Origin of the sequence: Brevundimonas sp. (genome assembly GCF_031082345.1) — a bacterium.
Taxonomy (GTDB): Bacteria; Pseudomonadota; Alphaproteobacteria; order Caulobacterales; family Caulobacteraceae; genus Brevundimonas.
This window is the reverse complement of the sequence record NZ_JAVHLH010000022.1, coordinates 1-18,629: the sequence shown is the minus strand read 5'-3', so window position 1 is coordinate 18,629 and position 18,629 is coordinate 1. Positions and strand designations below refer to the sequence as shown.

Here is an 18,629-nt window from a genome sequence, read left to right as displayed (position 1 = left end):
TGACGCGCGTGCTGCGCCTGCCGACGCGCTCGCCGCGGCAGGCGCGTTCGATCGTGCGCCTGCAGCTGGACCGGCTATCCCCCCTGCCCGCCGCCGACACCGTCTTCGACCTCGTCCCGCTCCGCGCCGAGGCCGGCGAGACCCTCTATGCGTTGGGGATCCTGCGCCGCTCGGCGCTCGCCGACCCGGCTTTCGGTGCGCAGCGGACCGTGGTCGCGGCCGCCAGCATAGACGGACAGGAGGTCAGGTTCAGATTCCGCAACAGCGGCGCGGTCGACGGCCGTGAAACGCGCTGGCTCCAGCATGCCCCCCGGGCGGCTCTGGTCTGCCTCGGCCTCGCCGCCGTAGTCTTGGCCGGCAACATCCGGGCCGAGCAGTGGCGCGCCCAGCGTTTGCCTGAGATCGCCGCCGAACAGCGGCAGACGGCCCAGCAAGCCCGGCTCGCGGAGCTGCGCGCTTCGGCGCGCGGCGAGTGGTTGGCGCTTGAACGCGCCGACGCCTCGACCCGCTTCCTGTGCGTGGCCGCCCGGGTGGCTGCTGTTCGTCCTGGCGGTTTGGCGGTCTCCAGCGTATCGGCCGACCCGCAGCGCGTGACCCTAGCCCTGCCCCCCGGCGCGGAGGTCGCCGCCCTCGGCGAGGCGTTGGACCTGCCCCCGGCAGACGCCGCGTCCGCAGACGGCCAGACACTGGTGTTCCCGAGCGAGGTGTGCGGATGAACCGGAAAGTCTGGTTGCATCGCGCCGCGGGCGTTGCGGCCCTCGGGCTGACCGGTGTCGCTCTGGTCTCCGCCGTCGCCATCGGCGGCGACCTGCAGGCAGTCGCGTCGGCACGAGACAGCGCCGCTGCGGTCGCGCTCTCCTCGGCGAAGGGCTCCGGTCCCTGGACCGCTGGTCAGCCCCTGCTTCGGCGAAACGGCGCGAATGCGCAAATCGCCGTCGGGGAATACCTCAATGGTCGTCTGGGCGAGCTCGGCCTGGCCGTTCTCTCGGCCGAGGCCGCGACGCTTCGGCCGCTCGGCGGTGGACTGCATCTCGCCGAGGTGCGCGTTCAGGCCCGCGGGGATGCAGCGGCGACGGCGGCCGTGGCCAATTGGATCGCGGTCAACCGCGAAGCCGTCCGGTTGAAATCCATGACCCTGGGTCTGGGGTCGGACGGCGAAGGCACGGTCTCCCTGGTGTTGCTGATGGTGATCGCGTGAAGGCCCTTTTCGCCCGCCACTGGTTGCCGGGGCTGCTCGGCCTGTGCGCCGTCGTCACCCTCGCCCTGCTGGTCTGGCCGGTGGAGGCGGCGCGTCCGAAGCCGACGCCAGCCGCCGAGCGTTATCCTGGCGCGGACCATTCGGCCCGCAATGGTGGTCCGGTCACGGGTTTCGCGCTCCGACTGCAGCCGGCGGCCGCCATCGAAGCCGCGCCAGCCGTGGCCGAGGCCGCACCGGTCCTCGTTGGTCTCGCTGGTCGACGCGCCTATCTGCGCAGCGCCGAGACGGGACAGGTGGAGGGAGTTTCCGTCGGTCAGATGCTCGACGGATGGCGATTGATTTCGGTGGGCCAGCGAACCGCCACGGTGCGCGGCTCCTCCGGTGATCGAAAGCTGGAGCTGTTTTCGACCGAAGTGGCCGCTCCCGCATCCGGCACAACCTCGGCGCCTGTCCCAGCGCCCGCAGGCGGATGAATACTTCGCTCCTGGTTGTCGCTTTGGGCGTAGCCAGCCTGATCGTGGGGAGTTTCCTTGGGCTGATCAGCCCGCGCTCCGACCGATCCCGGCATACAGAAGGCGTCTCCGGCGTCAGCGATCTGACGCCGGAGACCGGGGCGGCCTAGCTCCAGAGGTCGAGGTCGCCCAGCGGACGAGACGCCGGGTCGCCGCTGTAGGAGAGCGCACCGTCGGTGGACAGGTTCAGGAACATGTCTCCGCTCATCCGTCCGGCGGGAAGTGCGAGTTCGGTCAGCAGGAATTCCGTCCCGGAGACGTCAGGCAGAACCAGGGGCTCCAGGTCAGCGATGGCCGGCAGGACGAACAGGTCGTCGCCATAGGTGAACGAACCGTCGCCGGACAGGGTCAGGGACGTGTCGCCGACAGTGGGACCGTCGGCGGGATCGCTCAGCTGCAGTTCCGTCCCGGAGAGTCCCGGCAGAACCATGGGCTCCGTGTCGTCCACCGGCGGCATGACGAAGGCGTCGTCGTCCGACTGGGGAGAGACTTCCGGCGCCGGCTTGGACGACATGACCAGGGGGGCCGCCTCCGCGACGACGGCGGACGGAGCCGGGTCGATGGTCACCGTGATCGTCTGCGCCGCCGTGCTGGCCAGGGACCCGCTCTCGTCGATGTAGGTGGCGCCCACAACGGAGAGGGTGAACGAGCCCGAATAGTCGTCAGGCGTGTTGATCAGCAGATTGCCGCCCAGATCGCTGGCCGGGACCCGCCAGCCGCCGCTCGCGTCCAGCGCTCCGAAGTTGAAGGTCGAACCCTCCGGGAAGCCGGTGATGACGACGTAGGAGTCCTCCGTCGCCTCGCCCGCCCCCAAGGTCATGGAGATCGGAACGGTCACCTCGTCGCCTTGCTGACCGGCCGCCTCGGCGATCCGGGCCAGACGCCCCGGCACGAGGCCGAGGAAGCTTTCGATGGCCGCGGCCGAGAACGACGCGGAGTCCAGATAGGCCATCTGGCCGCCGTGGGTCGGCGTGACGCCATCGTGGGCGCCCTGGACGCCGACGGAGCCCAGGGTGGTCCAGCCGGTGAAGCCGGTTTCGAAGCTCGAGATCGTGACGCCGTTGACCTGCAGATTGTCGACCAGCAGGTGCGAGTTGAGCGAACTGTCGTTCACGTTCGAGACGCCGACGCCGAAGCTGTACTCCCCGGCCTCCGTCGCCGTGAAGGTGAAGGTCTTCCAGCCCGTGGTGCCGTAATCTCCAACGACCTGGACCGATCCCAGCATATAGGCCGCGCCGTTCACCGAGGCGAAGGCGAAGTCGTTGAAGGGCATGTAGTCGTGGGCCACGAAGTCCCAGTTGAACGAAACCGTGTCGCCCGCCGCAAGGGTGACGGTCGTCTGGATCGCCGAACCGACGGTCGGGTTCAGCACGGTCGAGGATCCGACCGCGAGCACCGGGGCGTCCGCCACGCCAGCCACATTGATGGTGGTGGAGGCGGTGGCCACGCCGCCGAAGCCGTCCGCCACCGTATAGGTGAAGTCGACCTCGCCGCTGGCGTTGGCCGCCGGCGTGTAGGTGAGCGAGCCATTGGGGTTCAGGCTGAGCACCCCGCCGCCGAGCGCAACCGAGCCGCCGGCCGAAATCGCCTGACCGTTGATGTGGGTCACGGTCAGCGTGTCCCCGTCGACATCGCTGTCGTTGGATCGCACGTCGAAGGTGATCGGTTGGTCCTCGACCGCCGCGACGGCGTCATCGGCGGCGACCGGGCCGTCGTTCTCGCCCTCGACCGTGACGGTCAGGGTGGTGCTGGCCGATCCGCCGTCGTCGGTGACGGTGTAGGTCACCGAGGTGGTGGCCGTTTCTCCAACGCCGAGGTGGGCGAAGTCACCGTCGGTGTCGAAGGTGTAGCTGCCGTCCGACTGCAGGATGAACTCCCCGCCGTTCGAGCCTTCGACCTCCGCCCCGACGAGGGCGGCGTCGCCGTCCACGGCGGTGACGAACACATCGGCGTCCGCCGCGATGCGGAGGTTGTCGATCAGGCCGCCGACGCCGTCGTTGGCGTTCGCCGGCTCACGGAAGGTGATGACGTCGGAGCCGCTGCCGATGAAGCTGACGGTGAAGGTGGTGAAGGTGGTCGAAGGCGGCGTGAAGACGCCCAGAGACACGCCGTTGACGAAGAACTCGACCCGGTTGCTGATCGCCGAGGTGCCGTTGCGCAGCGCGAGGTCGAACGCCAGCGTGTATTCACGCCCCACGTCGGTGGTCAGGTTGCTGCTGTAGGCGTCCTGGCCGCCGCCGTTGTCCAGTTCCAAGAACGCCGTGCCGTCGCTGGCCGTATTGCCGAGGAAGCCGGTTCCCCAGACCTCGAACGAGCCCTGGACGGAGGTCCAGCCCGGCAGGCTGGCCGGATAGTCGAGCCCGCCCGGTCCGACCGAATGGCCGTCTTCGAAGCTGCCGTTGACCAGCACGTTGCCGCTGTTGTCGGTCGAGCCGGTGACGATGTCGTTGGCGACCACGTCGCCGGACGCCTGACCGTTCTGGGACACCGTGACGGTGTCCGGGTTGGCCACGGGCGCTTCCAGCTGGCCCTCCACCGTGATCGTAACGGTCGCGGTGGAGGTCGCCCCGGCCGCATCGGTCACGACATAGGTGAAGGTGTCCGTCACCTGCTGTGAACGGCTCAGCGCCTGGAGTTCCGCCGACACGCCGGGGTTATAGACCACGTCGCCGGCGGCGTTGATGGAGACGCTGGCGCCGCGCGCGGACACGGCCGAGACCGACGAGATCACGAGCGCATCGCCGTCCAGATCGGTGTCGTTGGCGAGCAGGCTCGTCGCCGTCAGCACCAGGGTGGTGTCCTCATCGGTCGAGGCGGCGTCCGGCTGGCTGACGGGGGCGTCATTGACCGGGGTGAGGTCGACCTCGACCGTGGCCGTCGTCGCCCCGCCGACACCGTCGCTGACGGTGTAGGAGAAGGACTGCAGGCCGGTGGCGTTCGCGGCCGGCGTATAGGTCAGGGCGCCGTCCGCGTTGAGGCGGACGCTGGCGCCGCCACCCAGGGCGACCGTCCCGTCGACACCGATATTGGCGCCATTGACGTGGGTGATGGTCAGCGTCTCGCCATCGACGTCGGTGTCGTTCGCGAGCACGTTGATGGTCACCGAGGCGTCTTCCGCGCCGGATGCGGTGTCGACCGCCGCGACCGGCGCATCGTTCGTGCCGGCGACCCGGATCGTGACGGTGCTGGGCTCGGAGACCGCGCCATGGGCGTCGGTGGCGGTGTAGGTGAAGGTCACCGTCCGCGTTTCGCCCTGGGCCAGGTCCTGGAAATCGTCACCGGGCGAGAAGCCGAAGGTGCCGTCGCCATTGTTCACGACGCTGCCTTCCGAAGGGGCCGAGGTGATCGTGTAGGTCAGGGTGGCGCCGTCGTCATCGCTGTCGACGTCGTCGCCGACGAAGGCCCCGGTCACGACCGGGCCGTCCTCATAAGCGCCCGAACCGCCGCCGCCGCCGCCGTTCGGGGTGAACTCGGCATCCCAGGAACGCTCGACCCCGGTCAACGACACGCGGGCGAAGTTGAGCTGGCCATCCCCGTCCGTGTCTCCCTGATTCTGCAGGTAGACCGCGCCATTCGTATTGAGGGAAGGGAAGACGATGTCGAGGTCGCCGTCGCCATCGACGTCGCCAACCGCCACGCCATAGTTGCCGCTGGCGCCGGTCACGGTCTGAATCGAGAATTCGACCAGACCGTCGCCATTCGGGTCGCCCTGATTGTAGGCGATGCGAGCGGTCCCGCCGAGGTCCGACGTAACGACGTCGAGGTCGCCGTCGCCGTCAATGTCGATAAGCTCGCTCTCCATCGTGTAGCCGCCGGTGGGCAGTTCGATGGTCCTGAAGTCGATCAGGCCGTCGCCGTTCGTATCGCCGTCATTGATGTAGACGACCTCGTTCTGGTTGCTCCAGCGGGAGATCAGAAGATCAAGGTCGCCGTCGCCGTCGATATCGCCGGTGGTCGCGCCCATACCGTAGATATTGTAGACGCCGTTGAGATTCTGGACCCGGTAGTTGAGCTGTCCGTCGCCGTCCGTGTCGCCCTGGTTCAGCAGAATCTGGTTGGGACCCTGGACGTAGTTGGCGACGATGACGTCGGTGAGACCGTCGCCGTTCATGTCGGCGGTCGAGATGCCGTAGGCATTGCCTTGGCCGCCCGTGGCGACCGTTCGCGCCGCGAAGTCGTTAACCAGCCCGTCGCCGTTTGCGTCGCCGGTGTTCAGCAGCTCAGTCAGAGTGTTGTATCGCGACGCCACGAGATCGAGACGACCGTCGCCGTCCAGGTCGCCGAGCGCAACATCATATCCTGCGAATCCGTTGGTCAGGACCGACCGGACAAAATTCGCCTCCCCGTCGCCGTTGGTGTCGCCAACGTTGGTGTACGAGACGAGTCCCTGGTTGGTGGCCACGACGACGTCCACGTCCCCGTCGCCGTCAACGTCTCCGACTGCCAGGCCGTAGTTCACATCGTAGGTCTGGGCGTTGTCGGCGAGTTCCGAAGACGAGCCCGGGGCGTCGACGATCCCGTCGCCGTTGGTATCGATCAGCGAGAAGACCACCTCTCCGCTGTCCTGATTGTAGGCGGCGTAATTATAGTAGCCGCCGAAGACGAGCGGGAAGCCGACGCCGACCGACGTTCCACCCAGCTCGACATCGCCCGTGACGGGCGCGTCGTTGGTTCCGGTGACCGTGATCGTCACCGACCCCGCCGTCGTGGCGCCGTGCGCATCCGTGGCGTCGTAGCCGAAGGTGATCTCGCGGGTCTCGCCCTCGGCGAGGTCCTGGAAATCGGCCCCCGGGTCGAAGGAGAAGGTGCCGTCGCCGTTGTTGACGACGCTGCCCTCGGCGGGCGCCGAGGTGATGGCGTAGGTCAGGGTGCCGGCGTCGTCGTCGCTGTCCACGTCATCCGCGGAGAAGGCGACGGTGACCGGCGCGCCGTCCTCCGTCGCATTGGCGGCGACGCCCTGCACCACCGGGGCGTCGTTCGTGCCGGTGAGGGTGACGGTGACGGTCTGGTCGACCGTGCCGCCGTTGCCGTCGTCGACGGTGACGGTGTAGCTCTGGGTCAGGATCTCGCCCGCCGCCAGATGCTGGATGGCGGCGTTGTCGACCGTGAAGCTCCAGCTCACCGAGCCTTCGCCGTCGTCCGTGCTGTCGTCCGCCAGCACGGCGGAGAACGTGCCCAGGTATCCGTCGGCGTTGGCCGCGCTGGAAACCGCGTGGGCGTCCCGAAGGTCAACGTCGGAGAAGGCGATGGCGCCGGAGGCGGACAGGTTCGCATCCTCCACCACATGGCCCGTGGCGACCGCCGAGGTGATCGTCGGCGCATCGTTGGTTCCGACGATGGTGATGTTCACCAGTTGCTGGGTCGTGCCGCCGTTGCCGTCGTCGAGCGTGACGATGTAGCGCTGCAGCAGCGACTGGCCTTCCGCGAGGTAGGCGAGCTCGGCGTCGGTCGCCGAGAAGGTCCAGGTGACCTCGCCGGCGCCTTCGCCGGTGGCGCTGTCGCTGATCACGGCGGTGAAGGTTCCGAGGTATCCCGCCGTCGCCGCCTCGGCGCTGACCGTGTGGCTGTCGATCAGGTCGACGTCGTCAAAGGCGATCACGCCATCGATCGAGGGGACGCCGTTCTCGGTGATCTGTCCGGCGGAGAACGCCGTCGAGATGACGGGTCCGTCGTTCTCGCCGGTGATCGTGACGGTGACCGTCTCGCTGGCCGTGCCGCCCTGTCCGTCGTCGACGGTGACCGTGTAGGTCTGGATCCGCGTTTCACCCGCGCCGAGGAACTGCACCGCAGCGTTGGCGACGGAGAAGGTCCAGTTGACGGATCCCGTCCCGTCGTTGGTGCTGTCGTCGGCGATCACGGCCGTCAGCGCGCCGAGATAGCCGGCGTCCTGGGCCGTGACGCCCACGGTGTGACCGTCGGCCAGATCGACGTCCGAGAAGGTCATCGAGCCGGTGTCGGTCAGCTGCAGGTTCTGGCTGTCGACGCTGACGTTGAGCGAATAGGTTCCCGCCGAGGACTGGCCGAACTGATCGAAGTCCTTGACGACGATGTAGAAGGTTCCGTCCAGGCCGGCGACGAACTGCAGGAAGGAGTCCTGCGTGTAGGTCGAACCGCCGCCGCCCGCCGCCGTGGACGAGTCATCGTTGAAATTCATCAGGTTGCCGGCTGCGTCGTACAGGAAGACGAAGCTGTCCAGGCCGCCGCCTCCGGGGATGAGACCGGCGAAATCGATGTCGAGCGTCAGGGTTTCACCGGCCCGCAGGTCGATGCGGTAGACATCCTGATCGTCGCGGGTGGCGATGTTGCCCTGGATCTCGATCGAGGGATCGGCGTCGTCGGCCAGGTTGGCGTTGTCGGCGACGCGCAGATCGGCGCGGTCGATCAACTGGGCCGTCGCGAAGGCGTCGTTGGTCTCGATGTCCAGCATGACCGGGGTCGTGGACGCCGGCACACCGGCGACTTCTGTCTCGGACACGGATCCGTGGCCGTCGGCCGTGGTGATCACCGGCGCATCGTTCGTGCCGGTGAGGGTGACGGTGACGATCTGGTCGATCGTGCCGCCGTTCCCGTCGTCGATGGTGACGGTGTAGCTCTGGGTCAGCGTCTCGCCGGCGGCCAGATACTGGATGGCGGCGTTGTCGACCGAGAAGCTCCAGGAGACCGAGCCTTCGCCGTCGCCCGTGCTGGCGTCGGCCACCCCGGCGGAGAAGACCCCCAGATAGCCGGCGCCGTTCGCCTGGCTGGTGACGGAATGGCTGTCCAGAAGGTCGACGTCCGCGAAGGCGATCGAGCCGCTCGCACTGGAAGCGCCGTCCTCGACGACGGCGCCCTCGGACACGACGGCCCCGAGCGTCGGCGCGTCGTTCGAGCCGGTGATGGTCACCGTGACGGTGGCGGTCTGCACGTCGCCGTCCGAATCGGTGACGGTGTAGGTGAACGTGTCGGTCGCCGTCTCGCCCTCGGCGAGGTGCTGCCAATGAGTCGCGTCCGGCGTGTAGATGAAGCTGGCCGTGTCGGGCGATCCCGGCGCGCCCTGGGTCTGGGTCAGGGAGACCGTTCCGTGCGTCGGCTGGGTGTTGGTCAGGCTGGCGATCAGGTCCGGCACGCTGTCATTGACCAGCACGTCGACGGAGATGGAGGCGGTCTCCTCGCCGGCGCTCATCACGTCGTCGGCCAGGGTCACGGCCTCGTCGCGCGGGTCGATGGCGACGCCGTCGACGATGACGCTCAGGCTCTCGAATTTGGAGACCGTGAGCCCGGAAGAGAAGGTGAAGTTGCGATTGTTGGCCTGGCCGTTCACCGGGTGGGTGACCTCGGCGAGGAAGGCCAGATAGCGCGCGATGTCGGCCTGGACCTCCGGGCTCTGCCACTCGGCGCGGGTCATCTCGAGCTGCAGGGTGTCGCGGCCCGAGCCGCCGTCGTAGGTGTCGGTCGACCCGGCGTTCTCGCCCATGTCGTAGATCAGCAGGTCATCGCCCGAATCGCCGCTGACGATGTCGTTGCCCGCACCGCCGTCGAGGATGTCGGCGCCCGAGCCGCCATTGATGCGATCATTTCCGCCGAGCCCCTGGAGGTCATCGGCGCCCGCGCCGCCGTTCAGGTGATCATTTCCGGCCGTGCCGGAGATGGTGTTCCCGCCGGATTTCGATTTGGCAGCCATGTGTTCGCCCCTTGCTATGTGTCGCGGGGCGGCGAACGAGCGGGGACGCCCGGGCGACCGCCGGGCCCAGCCCGCGAGTCATCCGGTGGCGCACCTACGCCGTCCTGCTGATTCCTGCCCCTCCCCATCGCCCCGGATTCGAAGCGATCATGAGGTCGTCCCGCTCAACTCCCGTGAGAAAAGGACTGCCGCACCGCATGTGAGGTAAACGAAGTCTGAATCTCAAAGTATGCCTGTCCGTCTCAAAATCGCGACCGCCCGAGCAAAAAACGCCGGATTTTCTCCTGTTACGGGAACGGTTTGGACCAACGAGGCCGGACTCATAGAACCTTGCTCTCAGTGCATCGGCGCCGTTACATGTCGCCCTTGGGTCCGCATCGCTCGTGCATAGCTTGTGAGCCGCAGCGTCGCGATCAGGAGACCCATGACTGTCCCCTCCCCAACCAATATCGCGCGATGGAACATTTCCGCGGCGAACGACGTCGACGCGCTCGACCGTTATCGCGACGGACTGGCGGACTGGTACGGCGCCACGGGTTTCGAGGAAGCCGCCCTGCCGCGCTTTTTCACCGACAACATGATCTGCCAGTTCGGCGACTATGTCGTTGGCCGGGGGCGGTCGATCGGACAGGTCCTCGTGAGGGGCGTTCACGAGATCAGGCGATCTCATCTGGACGGCGTGGTCCTGCTGCTCGACCTGGCCGGCATGGACGGCGACATCGATGGCGTGCGCGTCAGCGGCCGGCCCGGGACGGTCCACGTCCGCCACCTGGCCAGACCCTCGGGCGCCCGGGTCGCCCAGGTCGATGCAATTACGATCGCCATCCCCCGCGAAGTGGCCCCGGCCTGGATTCTGGAGCCGCGCTTCCACGGCGCCTCCATCGATGACCGACCCGCCATCGGACGGGTCCTGATCAACCATATGACCGCCCTCTGCGCCGCCGCGCCCCGCATGGGATGCGAAGAGGGGATCGCCTCGGTGCAGGCGGCCCTGATGCTCGCGGAAAAGGCCTTTCTGAACTCCGGCCGGCTTGCACCGGAGCAGACCCGCACGGTCTATGCCGGCATCCGCGCCTCAGCCACCGCCCTGATCGACCGCCAACTCATCGATCCCGACCTCAGAATTGGCAGTCTGATCGGCGCCCTCGGTGTTTCACGCGCGACCCTGTTCCGGGCTTTCGCCGACAACGGCGGGATCAACGGCCATATCAGGCGGCGGCGCCTCCACCGGGCACGCTTCGCGCTCATGGAACGAGTCGGGCGCAGCCCCACAGTCGCCGAAATCGCCCATTCACACGGTTTCGTCAGTGAATCCCATTTCAGCCGACTCTTCAGAGCGGCCTATGGGGAGGCGCCCGGTGCGGTGCGGGCGGGCCGGGCGCCGACGCCGGGCCAGATGGACGACATGCGCTACGATCTGGTCCTGGGCTGGATGAGAGGCCGCGCAGCCTGAGGGCAGAACCGTCGTCCGCTGCAACGCAAGGCCATCGCCTCCCGGGCGAACGCCGGTCGAGGAACGGTTGGACCCGCCCGGACGTTTGACCGACCTCCACGAGAGGTTGCCTCCCATGAACAAGTTCATTCCGACCGCCGCAGCGCTGGTTCTGGCGATCAGCCTTCCCCACGCCGCCGAAGCGCAGAACCCCGGCCAGGGTCAAGGCAAGGGCAACGGCAACGGCGGAGAGCGCGCCCAGCCGCGGGGCGGTGATGAGGCGCGGGGACGCGGCCCGGAGCGCGCGACCCGCGACGACCGGCCGAACCTCCCCGACGTCCGTGAGGTGGCGCGCGGAGCCGCCCGGGGACAGGACCAAGGGCGTGACGATCGACCGGCCCGGATTGAGCGCGACCTCGATGACGCCGTTCGCGCCGTGTTCCGGGCCGAGCCTGATCGCGGCCTGATCGCGGGCTGCCCGCCGGGGCTGGCCAAGCGCGACAACGGCTGTCTGCCGCCGGGGCAGGAACGCAAGATCGCCCGCGCCCGCTATGCCGACCTGTGGGGCGGCGACCGTGACGGCGACTGGCGCTACGACGACGGCTACCTTTACCAACTCGACCCGAGCGGCTCGGTGAAGGGGTGGTTGCCGGCGCTGGGCGGGGCCCTGGCGCCCGGAGCGGTATGGCCCTCGCAGTTCGCCTATCAGCCGGCCCCGCAGTATTACACGGACTATTTCCGGCTGAACGCCCCGACCGACTATCGCTACGCCAACGGGGCGCTGTTCGGCGTCGATCCGAAGACCCAGGCGATCACCCAGGTCGTCGCCCTGCTGACCGGACAGCCGATCTCGGTCGGTCAGCCGATGCCCGCCGGCTATGACGTCTACAATGTGCCTTACGCCTGGCGCGACCGGTACGCGGATACGGCCGCCGCCCAGTACCGGTACAACGACGGCTATGTCTATCAGGTCGATCCCACCACCCAATTGGTCCAGGCCGCCATCCAGCTGCTCACCTGAATTTCGACCGGGAGATAGATATGCGAACCCTGATGCGCCGGGCCCTGACGCCCCTCGCCGTCGTTCTGCTCGCGGCCTGCGGCGCGGACAATGAGAAGACCGCGGAAACCACCGAAGAGGTCCAGCCCTCTTCGCGCACCCTGGCGGCGACGCTGCGGGCCGAGGCCGGGTTCAGCATTCTGGGTCGGACCGCAACCAACGCGGGCCTGTCCGGGGTTCTGGACGGAGTCGGGCCATACACCCTGTTTGCACCCGGCGATCCGGCCTTCCCTGAAGACGGCGCCCTGACCGACGTCACGGACGAAAGCCGACGCGCCGAGAGCGCGGCCCTGTTGCAGGCCCACATCGTGCCGGGAGCGCTGACCCGCGCGGATATCGAGGCCGCCCTGGCTGGCGACGCCGACGGCAGCGTCCAGATGCGGACCATGGCCAATACACTGCTGACCTTCTCGCGCGAGGGATCGACGATCGTGGCGACCTCGGAGGGCGGCGCGCGTGGGCGCCTGACCGGCGACGAGCGGTTGGCGAGCAATGGCGTGATGCAACCGGTCGACGCCGTGCTGCTGCGGTCCGCGGCCAGCCCGCCGGCGACCTAGGTTCGCGGCGCGCCCGACTCCCTCATAGCTTTGCCGCGCGGCGAGGCGTATCAGGGAAGTGAACCGGAGGCCGTCGCATGTTCCAGTCCCTGCACTGCATGTGGAAGGGCCATCAGTTCGTCGACAGTCGCAGTCAACCGGGAACGCGGGTCTGCCTGCGCTGTAACCAGCGGCGCCTGTTCGAGGGTCTCGAGCCGCCCGCCCCGCCCGGGACCGGTCAACGCTAGACCAGGCGGCTCTGCACCACGGCGGCCCCGATGAAGCCCGCGAACAGGGGGTGCGGGGCGAAGGGGCGGCTCTTCAGTTCCGGGTGATACTGCACGCCGATGAACCACGGATGGTCCTCGCGCTCGACGGTTTCGGGCAGGACGCCGTCGGGAGACAGGCCGGCGAAGATCAGGCCGCCCTTCTGCTCGACGGCTTCGCGGTAGTTGATGTTGACCTCGTAGCGGTGGCGATGGCGTTCGCTGATGGTGGTCGAGCCGTACATCTCCGCGATCTTCGATCCCGGCTTCAGGGTCGAATCATAGGCGCCGAGCCGCATCGTCCCGCCCAGATCGCCGCCCGACTCGCGTTTCACCCGCTCATTGCCCTGCGTCCACTCGGTCATCAGGCCGACGACCGGCTCTGATGTCGGGCCGAACTCGGTTGAGGAGGCTTCCGGGAAGCCGGCGAGGTTCCGGGCCGCCTCGATCACCGCCATCTGCATGCCGAAGCAGATGCCGAAATAGGGAATCTTGCGCTCGCGGGCGAAACGGGCCGCCTGGATCTTGCCCTCGGCCCCGCGAGAGCCGAAGCCGCCGGGCACCAGGATGGCGTGAGCGCCCTGTAGACGAGCGTCGCAGGCCTCGCGGTCGCCCTCGAAGGTGCCGGCCTCGACCCAGTCGATGTTGACCTTGACGTTGTTGGCCACGCCGCCGTGGTGCAGCGCCTCGATGAGGGATTTGTAGGCGTCCTTGAGCACCGTGTACTTGCCGACCACGGCGACTGTGACCTCGCCATCGGGGTGAAGGCGGCGGCGGGCGATTTCCTGCCAGCGCGACAGGTCGGGCGCGGGGGCGTCGGTGATGCCGAAATGTGCCAGCACCTCGGCGTCCAGCCCCTCCTGGTGATAGTCCAGCGGCACGGCGTAGATGTCGGCCGAATCCATGGCCTGGATGACGCCGCTTTCGCGGACGTTGCAGAACAGGCCGATCTTGCGCTTCTCCTCGGGCGGGATCGGATATTCGCAGCGGCACAGCAGGATGTCGGGCTGGATGCCGATCGAGCGCAGCTCCTTGACCGAGTGCTGGGTCGGCTTGGTCTTCATCTCGCCGGCGGTCTTGATGTACGGCAGCAGGGTCAGGTGCACGAAACACGACTGACCGCGCGGCAGGTCCTGGCCCAACTGGCGGATGGCCTCGAAGAACGGCAGGCCCTCGATGTCGCCGACCGTGCCGCCGATCTCGACCAGCACGAAGTCCACGTCCTCGCCGTCGTCGGTCAGGGCGGGCGTCAGACAGAACTGTTTGATCTGGTCGGTGACGTGCGGGATGACCTGCACCGTCGCGCCCAGATAGTCTCCTCGCCGCTCCTTCTCGAGGATGGTCGAATAGATGCGGCCGGTCGTGATGTTGTCGGACTTGGCCGCCGAGACGCCGGTGAAGCGCTCGTAGTGGCCCAGGTCGAGGTCGGTCTCGGCCCCGTCGTCGGTGACGAAGACCTCGCCGTGCTGATACGGGCTCATCGTGCCCGGATCGACGTTCAGATAGGGGTCAAGCTTGCGCAGACGCACCTTGTAGCCGCGCGCTTGCAGGAGCGCGCCGAGAGCGGCGGAAGCGAGGCCTTTTCCCAATGAGGAAACCACGCCGCCGGTGATGAACACGTAACGGGCCATGGGAGATCACTCTACCGCTGATTCGAGCGGCGTAATGCGGAGACTATGAGGGCGGGAGCGGAAGGCGGGGATAAGAGCCCCGCCCACTCCTATTGCGCCGGCGCCGGCTGGGCCGGGGCGGGCTGGGCCGAGGGCGTCGAGCTCAGGAAGTCGTCGAGCGACGGACCGGCCGGCTGGGCGGGGGCCGTGGCGGGATCGGCCTGGGCCGGCGCTTCAGCGTCCGTCCCGGCAGGCGCGGCGAGCGCGCCGACGGCGTCGCGGTCGACGATCGACTGGCTGGAGCGGCTGACGTTGCCGACGATGGTCAGGCCGATGGCGCAGGCGAAGAAAGCGGCCGCCAGCCACCACGTGGTCACCGTCAGCAGATTGCCAGCGCCGCGGGCGGTCATGAAGCCCGACGGGCCGCCGCCCATGCCCAGCGCGCCGCCTTCGGAGCGCTGAAGCAGGATCACGCCGGCGAGCGTGACCGAAATCAGAATCATGGCGACGAGGAGAATGGTCTGGAGCATGGCGGCCGATATGTGTGGCGCGGAGCCGCGCCGTTCAAGCGGCGGCGTCTAACATTGATGGGAGACGGGAGCAAACGGGCTCTGTGGCCCTTACGCCGCGCGGATGATCGGCAGGAAGTCGACGGCCTTCAGCGAGGCGCCGCCGACGAGGGCGCCGCCAACCTCGGGGACGGCGAGGATGTCGCGGGCGTTGTCCGGCTTGACCGAGCCGCCGTAGAGGATCGGGGCGGCGGCGCTGCCGAGACCCAGCCGTTCGATCATGGCCGCGCGAACGGCGCGGTGGACCTCCTCGATCTGCTCCAGCGTCGGCGTCAGACCGGTGCCGATGGCCCAGACCGGCTCATAGGCCACGGCGAAATCGCTTCCGAGCACGGCCTGCGGCAGCGAGTTCATGATCTGGGCGCGGACGATCTCGACGGCGCGGCCCGCCTCGCGCTGTTCCAGCGTCTCGCCGACACAGACGATCGGGGCGAGGCCCGCGCGAACGCCCGACTCGGCCTTGGCGGAAACCAGCTGATCGGTCTCGCCGAATTCCTGGCGGCGCTCGGAGTGGCCAACGATGACCAGACCGGCGCCCGCGTCCTTCAGCATTTCGGCCGATACGCCGCCGGTGAAGGCGCCGTGGGTCTCGGCCCGGCAGTCCTGCCCCCCGACCTCAATGGCGCTTCCCCGCGCGGCGGCGGTCATGCGTTCGACGAGCGTCGCAGGCGGGCACAGGGCGACCCGGCACGCCGCCGTCTGCTCATCCAGAGACCGCCGCAGGGCCGCGACCTCCTCCAGGCTCGCGCCCAGACCGTTCATTTTCCAGTTGCCGGCGATCAGCTTCACAGGTTGTTTCATACGGCCTCTCTAGGCGGAGGATTTCGCCAAGCCAAGCCGTCGCGCGTCGCCATTGTCTTGCCGTGGCGGCCTGTCACCCCCTATAGGCCGGAGCGACCATCGTCGCCGCCCTCCGTCCAGGACCGCTTCCCCATGATCTCCATGTTCCGCAATTTCGCGAAGTCGAAGTGGGCGATCGGCCTGCTGGTGCTCGTCGCGCTGGGCCTGCTCGTCACCGGCGGCACGCAGACGGACCTGCTGGGCAGCCTGCAGGCGCCCAAGGTCGTCTCGGCCGGCGACCGCAGCCTGAACCCGGCGGAGTTCCGCGCGGAGATGGACAACCGTCTCGAGCAGCTTCAGGCGCAGCAGGGCCGCGCCATCACCTATGAGGAACTGCTCGAGCGCGCGCCGATGGGCGCCATTCTGAAGGACCGCGCCGAACAACTGGCCTTCTTCGCCTGGGCCTGGAAGGCGGGCGTCCGGCCCGGCAATGAGCTGATCCTGCGTCAAATCCGCTCCTATCCGGCCTTCTTCGATCCGGTCACCAACCAGTTCAGCGAGAGCCTATACGAGGGCAAGCTGGCCGAAGCCAATATGACGCCGGCGCGCATCGAACAGGAAATCCGCGACGAGTACAGCCGCGCCCACTACGGCTCGGCCCTGGTCACCGGACTGCGGCTGCCGCGCGTCTACGGCGCCCTGTACGCCAACCTGAACCAGCAGACCCGTGACGGTCGCTGGTTCATCCTGACCCAGTCCATGGCGGGAACCGCGCCGCGGCCCACCGACGCCCAGCTGAGCTCGTTCATGAGCCAGAACGCCGCCCAGCTGCGCACGCCCGAGCTGCGTTCCGGCACCCTGGTGGTCTTCTCCAACCCGGCCGATCAGAATATCGCTATCAGCGAAGAGAAGATTCAGGCCCGCTACGAATTCCGCAAGGACACCCTGTCGGCGCCGGAGCGTCGGACCTTCACGACCCTGACGGCGCCGACCCGCGCCGCGGCCGAACGCATCGCCGCCGCCCTGCGCGCCGGCCAGACCCCGCCGCCCGAACTGCTGGCCACGGCCGAGGGCGCGGGCGCCATCTACGCCTCGACCCGCCCGCGCGCCCAGGAAACCGCCGCCGCCATCGCCGCCGGCCGCGAGGTGATGAGCGACGCCCTGTTCATCGAGGCGCCCCTGCCGCCGCCGCGCTTCCCCTCCTGGTTCAAGTTGCCGCCGAAATACTGGGGCGCGGTGGCCCGCATCTGGTGGCACGCCTTCAACCACCACGAGGGTCAGGAGACCCGCGCCCAGGCCGAGGTCCGCGCCGAACAGGCGGCCCAGGCCCTGATCGCCCGCGCCGAGTCGGGCCAGGACGTGCTGGTTCTCGCCCACGGCTATTTCAACCACATGGTCGGCCGCCGCCTGCGCGCCGACGGCTGGAAGCTGGTCCACAACCAAGGCTACAAATACTGGTCCCAGCGCCGTTACGAACGGCGTACTTGAGGCGGGGGACGCCCCCCTCTAGGGTCGCCGCCGATGACAGACGCCGCCCCCATTCCCGCCGAGCTCAGCTTCGAGGACGCCCTGCAGCGTCTCGAACAGATCGTCTCCCGTCTCGAGTCCGGCCAGGCCCCGCTCGAGGAATCGATCGCCCTCTATGAGGAGGGCGCGCGCCTCAAGGCCCATTGCGAGGACCGGCTCAAGGCCGCCCAGCTGCGCGTCGAGAAGATCGTCGTCGGCCCCGACGGCCAGGCGAAGGGCGTCGAACCGGCCGGGTTCGACTGATGTCCGGCTCGCCGGCCGAGCGGATTTCGTTCGACGACTTCATGAAGGTCGACATCCGCGTCGGGCAGGTGGTCTCCGCCGACCCCTTCCCCGAGGCGCGCAAGCCCGCCTTCAAGCTGACCATCGACTTCGGCCCCGACATCGGGGTGAAGAAGTCGTCGGCCCAGATCACCGTTCACTACACCCCGGAGCAGCTGGTCGGCCGCAAGGTCGCGGCCGTGGTCAATTTCCCGCCGCGCCAGATCGGCCCCTTCATGTCCGAGGTCCTGACCCTCGGCTTCCCCGACGCGGTCGGCGAGGTGGTGCTGGTCGGCGTCGATCGCGACATCCCGGTGGGCGGGAGGCTGTTCTGACCCTCCTCGCCGCCAACTCCCCCGAGCAGGGGGTCATCGACCGGGTGGCCGAGACCGCCGACCTCGTCACCGTCGCCCTCGACGAGCTGCTGCCCCGGGCCGACGGGCCGGAATCGCGCCTGACCGAGGCCATGCGTTACGCCGCGCTCGGGCCCGGCAAGCGCCTGCGGCCGTTCTTTGCGCTCGAGGCCGCCGCCCTGTTCGATATAGAGGAACGGCCGGTGCTGCGCGCCGCCTGCGCCCTCGAATGCGTCCACGCCTACAGCCTGGTCCACGACGACCTGCCCTGCATGGACGACGACGACATGCGCCGCGGTCGGCCCACGGTTCACAAGGCCTATGACGAGGCCACCGCCGTCCTCGCCGGCGACGCCCTGCAGACCGCCGCCTTCGACATCCTGCTGCATCCCGACACCCACGAGAATCCGGCCGTCCGGTGCGAGCTCGCCGCCCGTCTGTCGCTGGCCTCGGGCGCGCGCGGCATGGCCGGGGGCCAGATGATCGACCTGCTGGGCGTGCGCGACGACCTCGGCGGCGTGGCGCGGATGCAGAGGCTCAAGACCGGCGCCCTGTTCACCTACGCCTTCGAGATCCCCCTGATCATCGCCGACGCCCGCGAGAGCCAGCGCCAGGCCCTGACCAGCTTCGCCCACGACATCGGCCTCGCCTACCAGATCGTCGACGACCTGCTCGACGTCGAGGGCGACGAGGACCTGCTGGGCAAGGCCGCCAACAAGGACGCGGGCCAGGGCAAGACCAATTTCGTCACCCTGCTGGGGGTCGAGGCGGCGCGCCACAGGGTCGCCCATCTGGCCGATCAGGCGCGCGCCCATCTCGACGCCTTCGGTCCCGACGCCGAAATCCTCAAGGCCAGTGTGGACTT

At 68.4% G+C, this 18,629-nt stretch carries 14 protein-coding genes; 10 read left to right on the top strand and 4 right to left on the bottom strand.

Annotated elements, in window-relative coordinates; genetic code table 11:
• From RDU12_RS02765 to RDU12_RS02755, 3 genes are all read left to right on the top strand, one after another.
• The coding region (locus tag RDU12_RS02765; RefSeq protein ID WP_308684057.1) for a hypothetical protein at positions 1 to 716 on the top strand (716 nt) is incomplete at its 5' end.
• Positions 713 to 1,198, top strand: coding sequence for a hypothetical protein (locus RDU12_RS02760; protein WP_300289353.1), 486 nt, complete (start codon positions 713 to 715; stop codon positions 1,196 to 1,198). The genes RDU12_RS02765 and RDU12_RS02760, both read left to right, overlap by 4 nt.
• On the top strand, positions 1,195 to 1,671 hold the full coding sequence (locus RDU12_RS02755; RefSeq protein ID WP_300289352.1) for a hypothetical protein: 477 nt from the start codon (positions 1,195 to 1,197) through the stop codon (positions 1,669 to 1,671). Before RDU12_RS02760 ends, RDU12_RS02755 begins: the two co-directional genes overlap by 4 nt.
• Before the next feature lie 145 nt (positions 1,672 to 1,816).
• On the opposite strand, the gene RDU12_RS02750 is transcribed toward RDU12_RS02755, so the two are convergent.
• Positions 1,817 to 9,370, bottom strand: coding sequence for an Ig-like domain-containing protein (locus RDU12_RS02750; RefSeq protein ID WP_300289351.1), 7,554 nt, complete (start codon positions 9,368 to 9,370; stop codon positions 1,817 to 1,819).
• Between the two features lie 424 nt (positions 9,371 to 9,794).
• Here RDU12_RS02750 and RDU12_RS02745 point away from each other — a divergent pair, with 424 nt between their 5' ends.
• The 3 genes from RDU12_RS02745 to RDU12_RS02735 all read left to right on the top strand — a co-directional run bounded on the left by RDU12_RS02745 (position 9,795) and on the right by RDU12_RS02735 (position 12,419).
• Positions 9,795 to 10,823, top strand: coding sequence for a helix-turn-helix domain-containing protein (locus tag RDU12_RS02745; protein ID WP_300289349.1), 1,029 nt, complete (start codon positions 9,795 to 9,797; stop codon positions 10,821 to 10,823).
• A gap of 115 nt (positions 10,824 to 10,938) precedes the next feature.
• A complete protein-coding gene (locus tag RDU12_RS02740; protein WP_300289348.1) occupies positions 10,939 to 11,823 on the top strand; it encodes a hypothetical protein in 885 nt (294 codons plus the stop codon).
• A 20-nt stretch (positions 11,824 to 11,843) separates the two neighbouring features.
• Entirely contained in the window at positions 11,844 to 12,419 is a 576-nt protein-coding gene (locus RDU12_RS02735; protein WP_300289347.1) for a fasciclin domain-containing protein, read from the top strand.
• A gap of 223 nt (positions 12,420 to 12,642) precedes the next feature.
• Here the strand turns inward: RDU12_RS02735 and RDU12_RS02730 are convergent, their stop codons facing one another.
• From RDU12_RS02730 to tpiA, 3 genes are all read right to left on the bottom strand, one after another.
• The gene (locus RDU12_RS02730) at positions 12,643 to 14,295 is read right to left on the bottom strand and encodes a CTP synthase (protein ID WP_300289346.1); all 1,653 of its coding nucleotides are present in this window, start codon (positions 14,293 to 14,295) and stop codon (positions 12,643 to 12,645) included.
• Positions 14,296 to 14,384: 89 nt separating this feature from the next.
• Positions 14,385 to 14,804, bottom strand: coding sequence for a preprotein translocase subunit SecG (gene secG / locus RDU12_RS02725; RefSeq protein ID WP_308684056.1), 420 nt, complete (start codon positions 14,802 to 14,804; stop codon positions 14,385 to 14,387).
• 90 nt (positions 14,805 to 14,894) lie between these two features.
• A complete protein-coding gene (gene tpiA, locus RDU12_RS02720) occupies positions 14,895 to 15,644 on the bottom strand; it encodes a triose-phosphate isomerase (protein ID WP_300293088.1) in 750 nt (249 codons plus the stop codon).
• 132 nt (positions 15,645 to 15,776) lie between these two features.
• Between tpiA and RDU12_RS02715 the strand changes: the two genes are divergently transcribed.
• From RDU12_RS02715 to RDU12_RS02700, 4 genes are all read left to right on the top strand, one after another.
• Positions 15,777 to 17,111: a SurA N-terminal domain-containing protein gene (locus tag RDU12_RS02715; RefSeq protein ID WP_308684055.1), complete on the top strand. Its 1,335-nt coding sequence runs from the start codon at positions 15,777 to 15,779 to the stop codon at positions 17,109 to 17,111.
• Positions 17,112 to 17,144: 33 nt separating this feature from the next.
• The gene (locus RDU12_RS02710; protein WP_300291479.1) at positions 17,145 to 17,393 is read left to right on the top strand and encodes an exodeoxyribonuclease VII small subunit; all 249 of its coding nucleotides are present in this window, start codon (positions 17,145 to 17,147) and stop codon (positions 17,391 to 17,393) included.
• The gene (locus RDU12_RS02705) at positions 17,393 to 17,746 is read left to right on the top strand and encodes a tRNA-binding protein (protein WP_300291480.1); all 354 of its coding nucleotides are present in this window, start codon (positions 17,393 to 17,395) and stop codon (positions 17,744 to 17,746) included. The genes RDU12_RS02710 and RDU12_RS02705 overlap by 1 nt, the downstream gene beginning before the upstream one ends.
• Before the next feature lie 35 nt (positions 17,747 to 17,781).
• Positions 17,782 to 18,629, top strand: an 848-nt coding sequence (locus RDU12_RS02700) for a farnesyl diphosphate synthase (RefSeq protein WP_308684058.1), incomplete at its 3' end; no start/stop codon positions are given.